We start from the raw sequence: 2,462 nt of genomic DNA, 5'->3' as shown, positions 1-2,462 counted from the left end.
ATGCAGTCCAGGCCGTCCCACTTCTTGCTCAGCTCTTCGAAGACCTTGGCGATTTCTTCATCGCTGGCCACGTCGCACGGGAAGCACAGCTCAGGGCTCGAACCCCAGCCCTGTGCGAATTCTTCAACACGACCTTTCAGTTTGTCGTTCTGATAAGTGAAGGCAAGCTCAGCGCCCTCGCGATGCATGGCGGCAGCGATGCCGGATGCGATGGACAGCTTGCTGGCGACACCGACGATCAGTACGCGCTTACCGGCGAGAAAACCCATGTGTTGCTCCTCTTTCAGGTTATTGCGCAGTGGCTGGTGCCAGAAAAGCGGCTTCCAGCAACTGCTGTGTATACGGATGTTGGGGGGCGGCAAAGATACTTTGCGCGTCTCCCTGTTCGACCACTTGGCCATGCTTGACCACCATCAACTGGTGGCTCAGCGCTTTGACGACAGCCAAATCATGGCTGATAAACAAATACGTCAGGTTGTACTTGGCTTGCAGTGAACGCAACAGCTCCACCACTTGCCGCTGCACCGTCCGGTCGAGCGCCGACGTCGGCTCGTCCAGCAGGATCAGCGCCGGTTTCAGCACCAAAGCCCGGGCAATGGCGATTCGCTGCCGTTGCCCACCGGAAAATTCGTGGGGGTAGCGGTGCCGGGTTTCCGGATCCAGACCTACCTCCTTCAATGCCGCAATAATCGCCGCCTCTTGCTCCTCGGCGGTGCCCATCTTGTGAATCCGCAAGCCTTCGCCAACGATGTCGCTGACGCACATGCGCGGGCTCAGGCTGCCGAACGGGTCCTGAAACACCACCTGCATCTCCCGACGCAACGGGCGAACCTCGTTCTGCGTCAGGCAGTCTAGCTGCTTGCCTTCAAAGCGAATGGCGCCTTTGCTGCCGATCAGCCGCAAAATCGCCAGACCCAGGGTGGATTTGCCGGAACCGCTTTCCCCCACGATCCCCAAGGTCTGACCCTGAGGCAGGCTGAAATTGATGCCGTCCACTGCCTTGACGTAATCCACCGTGCGCTTGAGCAGGCCTTTCTTGATCGGGAACCAGACTTTCAGGTCCTCGACTTCAAGCAGCGGCGCGCCGATTTCATTGCTCGCCGGGCCTCCGCTGGGCTCCGCGCCGAGCAATTCCCGAGTGTACGGATGCTGCGGCGAACGGAACAGCTCTTCGCACGATGCCTGTTCGACGATGCAACCGCGCTGCATGACACATACGCGATGCGCAATTCTTCGCACCAGGTTCAAATCGTGACTGATCAGTAACAGCGACATGCCCAATCTGGCCTGTAATTCCTTGAGCAAATCGAGGATTTTCAGCTGAACGGTCACATCCAGCGCTGTGGTCGGCTCGTCGGCAATCAGCAGTTCCGGCTCGTTGGCCAGGGCCATGGCGATCATCACCCGCTGGCGCTGGCCGCCGGACAATTCGTGGGGCAGGGCCTTGAGGCGCTTGTGCGGCTCGGGGATGCCGACCATCTCCAGCAGCTCCAGGGTGCGCTGGGTCGCGACTTTGCCGGTCAGGCCCTTGTGGATGCCCAGCACCTCGTTGATCTGCTTCTCGATCGAGTGCAGCGGGTTCAGCGAGGTCATCGGCTCCTGAAAGATCATTGCGATGCGGTTGCCGCGAATGTGGCGAATGGTCTTTTCTTTCAGTGCCAGCAGATTCTGTCCGGCGTAATTGATGCTGCCGGCCGGATGACGGGCGATCGGGTAGGGCAGCAGGCGCAGGATCGAGTGCGCCGTCACCGATTTGCCCGAGCCGGATTCACCGACCAGCGCCAGGGTTTCGCCGCGCTTGATGTCGAAGCTCACACCTTCGACCACGCGGTGGACGCGCTCGCCAAGGCCAAATTCGACGGCGAGGTCGCGCACTTCGATCAGATTGTCCTGATTCATTTCACTTCCTCGGGTCGAAGGCATCGCGAGCGGACTCGCCGATAAACACCAGCAAACTCAACATCAACGCCAGCACGGCAAATGCGCTCATGCCCAGCCACGGCGCTTGCAGGTTGGATTTACCCTGGGCCACCAGCTCACCCAGCGACGGACTGCCGGCCGGCAAGCCGAAACCGAGGAAGTCCAACGCGGTGAGGGTGCCGATGGCGCCGGTGAGGATGAACGGCATGAAGGTCATGGTCGAGACCATCGCGTTGGGCAGGATGTGGCGGAACATGATCGCGCCGTTCTGCATGCCCAGCGCCCGCGCGGCGCGCACGTATTCAAGGTTACGGCCACGGAGGAACTCGGCGCGCACCACGTCAACCAGGCTCATCCACGAGAACAGCAGCATGATCCCCAGCAGCCACCAGAAATTCGGCTGGACGAAACTGGCGAGAATGATCAGCAGGTACAGCACCGGCAACCCCGACCAGATCTCCAGAAAACGCTGCCCGGCCAAGTCGACCCAGCCGCCATAGAAGCCCTGCAGCGCGCCGGCGATTACGCCGATGATCGAACTC

At 60.6% G+C, this 2,462-nt stretch carries 3 protein-coding genes; all 3 read right to left on the bottom strand.

Annotated elements, in window-relative coordinates; genetic code table 11:
• The coding region (locus DBR24_RS12295) for an SDR family oxidoreductase (protein ID WP_128614889.1) at positions 1-269 on the bottom strand (269 nt) is incomplete at its 3' end.
• 19 nt (positions 270-288) lie between these two features.
• A complete protein-coding gene (locus DBR24_RS12290) occupies positions 289-1,899 on the bottom strand; it encodes an ABC transporter ATP-binding protein (protein WP_128614888.1) in 1,611 nt (536 codons plus the stop codon).
• 1 nt (position 1,900) lies between these two features.
• The coding region (locus DBR24_RS12285; protein ID WP_128614887.1) for an ABC transporter permease subunit at positions 1,901-2,462 on the bottom strand (562 nt) is incomplete at its 5' end.

It is taken from the genome of Pseudomonas sp. HMWF006 (assembly GCF_003061205.1).
Lineage (GTDB): Bacteria > Pseudomonadota > Gammaproteobacteria > Pseudomonadales > Pseudomonadaceae > Aquipseudomonas > Aquipseudomonas monsensis.
Note: the sequence above shows the minus strand (reverse complement) of the source record. Positions and strands in the feature narration are given on the sequence as shown.